Below are 3,607 nucleotides of genomic sequence, written 5' to 3' on the forward strand. Positions count from 1 at the left end.
GTTGTTTTGAATATTCTCTTTTCACAGAAAGAATTGCATAAGAAAACCATCAGAACTAAACATACAAGATTATATATACAATCGTATATATGGAAAATCATAATAAGCTTCCTTTATATGAGTAGTATTTTTTCTGTAACTCTTTTTTATTCCTTACGGTCATGGATACATTCTTTTTTGTCTGGTGCCCAATATATACGACTATAAAATACGCTGTAAATTCATCAATGTAATCCATGTTTATAATGTTCCTCTGGTGAACTCGCAAAAACGATGTGTTCAAACTTTCGATGATATCTTCAAATCTAATGCGAGCTTTAATCTCAGAACAACTCCATGAATCGTTTGTGCCGTTTTTAATATAAAAAACAAGATAATGCTTTTCGCTTGTAATCCAGACAATATCACTCTGTCTATATTTTTGTATCACTCCATCAACTTTTATAGAGAGATATTCATTTTCATTCTTTATGCTTTTTACATACTTGATGCACTCAATGATATTATCTCGAAAAGCCGTTTCCGTTTTGACAAGATATCTAACTAAACCGTAATGATATCCTTTTATTGTGAAATCATAATAATCTGTCGAGAATGCTATGGGAACATTTATATTCATATTCCGTATGTATTCTGCTACTTCCAAACCACTCATTTCAGGCATCTGGCAGTCTAATAGAATAAGATTATAATTTGCCAGCTTGTTGGTATTCTTTATTAATTCCGCTCCACTGAAATATGAATCAACCGAATACTCTTCACCGGAAGATGAAAAATACTCCTGTATTATTTCATATTCCTTCTTTAGAAACTGTTCATCATTGTCACATAATGCTATTCTAAACATACTATTCTCGTCATCACTTTTTCGAAGAATTCGTAACCATTATCAGTATAATTCTGTTTACAATATTCCTCAATCGATATTTCAGTATGCGGGCCTTGAATGCCGTACCCATGCTCGTATTCCGGAATAGATAAGGAACAAAAAAATCTGTATCACAACCAGATTTACCGGAATCAATCTTCTTATCTCTTCCGCCAAGAAAAGAGTTACTACAATATCAACAGTGATCACTGTCACCGTATGTCTGTCCCACTGATTCTCTCGGACATATCTGCCATAACGGATGAGCACTAACCCTACCCCGATGAAGATCGCCAGGATCAGAACGGCCATAATAGCAACGCATATTATCCAATACACAATGCCGGATGCGGTTGTATCCTCAATAAGATTCGCCAAACCCGCAACATTTTGGGCGAGCATCTCTATAAGGGAGTAAAGTCCTACAATACCTTTCCATAATTCTGTAAAGAAGGTCACGATATCTTCTCTTATTACGGACGTTGTTACCGCCCGTAATATCGAAGATATCAAGCCATAAATCAGTACCACCATGAACTCAACCTTGTATGTCATGGTCATGGTCTTGTACTTCTTTGACAGTTCAGCCTGCGCTGCCTTGGTCTGGCGATCGTTATCCTGCATGCGTGATTTGTATTCCCATTCAAGTCTGGCACGGTCTGCCTTTATGAGATTCTCCGCTTTTGTCTTGATTTCCCTGTCTATGTGTTCTTCCTTTTCACGCAATCTGCTTTCGCGGTCGGCAAGAGCTGACTCTTTACGAATCAGCTCCTTTCTATCCGCCTCACAAGCTGATCTGATGGCCTCGGCTTCTCTTTTGGCCTTCAGACCTGTCGTCATCAGTTCTTTGCTCTTCTTGAGCTGAAGATCGCTCTTGCTTAAGATCTCGATCTTTTCGTTCAGAGATACTATTTTCTCGCTTTTCTTCAGAAGCTCGTTCTTTAATATCGAGACCTCTGATGAAAGATTCGAAATCCTCTCTTGTGCTTTGGAGTTCTCCGCTATCTCCAGTTCCAACTGAGCCTGAGCTGTCTCCGCTATACATAAGAGATCTTCTATCTTTAAGTCGTTTGAATCGTTCATTGATAGTTTCCTCCTTTGCCGTGATCATTTGCTTTAATCGCTCAATTCGTTTATCTGTTTTTGCAATGTCTTGTTCTGTCTCGTCAGTTGCTCGTTTAATTGCAGTGATTCGTCCAGCTGCTCTTTCAAGGAACGGTTTTCCAAATACAATCCCTCGATCTCCGCCTGCTGTTTTTCCAGGATCTCCTGCATCTGCTCCTGCAACTTCAAGATCTCCACGATGTTTTCTAAATTCTTTATATCTGTCATATATTGCCCTCGCTTTCTCGGTGATCAGTTTGGTTATCTCTGATACCGTTTTTCTTATCTGTTCTCTTATGGAATTGCGTTCCTTTATTTCTCTGTTGATCTGGCATCTGTCGGCCGGTCTACCTTCCGCTTCCATCTGCCTTGCAACTATCCCTTCGTGTATTGTCGGTTCGATATCTAATCCCTGCCGTTCGTAACTGCGGTGATCAATTTGTTTGTCTTTATCAAGATATCTGTTACAGTGTTCTGCCCAAGATGATCTCCACTTCTCTGCCTTGGAATGTTCGTTCCAATCGTTTGCCGGTATTGATATCTTCTCCCAAAGATATTCCGTTCCTTTCCCTTCGCGAACTCTTGTTTTCTGATTGTCGTTTTTTTCTAACTGCGGTATCCGATATTGTGATGTTGCTTCTTTGTTATGAGGATCGTAAGACGGAAGAGTAGGATCGTATATCGGTCTTCCTTCTTTATCTCTGCTGTTTGCGAAAACGGTCTTTTGTTTCTGGAGCCATTTCTCATGTTCATCTATACCGCGAAGAGTCAGCATGATGTGTGCGTGCGGATTACCGTCACCTTTATCGTGAAGGGCCCAGTCAGCGATCATGCCCTCTGACACGAAGTTATCTTCGATATAACTTCTGACGCATTCTATCTGTTCGTCGCGGCTCATTTCGTTAGGGAGAGCGACCTCGATCTCGCGGGCGAACTGTGCATCGGATCGTTTCTCAATCTGCTGCACTTCGTTCCAAAGCACTTCGCGGTTCTCATACCGCTTTGGCGCGTTAGGCGGAAGGATAATCTCGCTCATTATCACTCCGCCTTTACGCGTGAAGTCGTGCGTCATACCGGTCTCGTCGTTATATAACTTTTCGCCGGACCGGTATGCTGCAGAAGCAACAGCGGATCTGCCGCCCGCACGACTGATGATCTTTATCGAGCAATGGTATATTGACATCTTTCGGTTCCTCCTTCCTATGCGAGATAAAGCGCCGTCCGCAGGACTCCATCCAAGTGAAACTTGGTCAAGGTCAAGGACTGAAAGATCCTTGTAGGATTCCACAAGGACAAAGTCCTTTGGTGCCGGCTGCATAAGCCCCCTCGGAGAGCGCACTGGATGTGGGCTCCGCCCACATATAAGTGCGCCCTTAACAAGTTAAGGGATGGGGCTGCTTTCTCCTTAACCTTCTGCATTGTCATCACCTTTGGGATTCTTTTCATTCATCGCTTTGCTAAAGAACTTACCGTTTGCTTCCTGCTTTTTAAGAAAATTCAGGAATCGGATCTTGTCTTCATCAACGGTCGGTCTTCCCAGAATCGATTCAACGATACCGCCGAGTTCGATCAGTCTTCTGGTACGCTTCTTTCGCTCTTCTTCGTTCTGCTTCTTGATCAGAGCCTTCTTCTGAG

The 3,607-nt window shown here is 41.9% G+C and carries 4 protein-coding genes; all 4 read right to left on the reverse strand.

Annotated elements, in window-relative coordinates:
* Positions 1-97: 97 nt before the first annotated feature.
* Positions 98-847, reverse strand: a complete 750-nt coding sequence (locus tag AC52RT_RS12385) for a LytR/AlgR family response regulator transcription factor (RefSeq protein WP_495541029.1) — start codon at positions 845-847, stop codon at positions 98-100.
* A gap of 81 nt (positions 848-928) precedes the next feature.
* Positions 929-1,708 (reverse strand): DUF6040 family protein, encoded by a 780-nt coding sequence (locus AC52RT_RS12390; protein WP_495541030.1) that lies wholly within the window; start codon positions 1,706-1,708, stop codon positions 929-931.
* Entirely contained in the window at positions 1,653-3,155 is a 1,503-nt protein-coding gene (gene mobQ / locus AC52RT_RS12395) for a MobQ family relaxase (protein ID WP_495541031.1), read from the reverse strand. Before mobQ ends, AC52RT_RS12390 begins: the two co-directional genes overlap by 56 nt.
* A 222-nt stretch (positions 3,156-3,377) precedes the next feature.
* A partial coding sequence (gene traD, locus AC52RT_RS12400; protein WP_495541032.1) for a conjugal transfer protein TraD occupies positions 3,378-3,607 on the reverse strand: 230 nt, incomplete at its 5' end.

The organism is Peribacillus sp. (genome assembly GCF_059453735.1).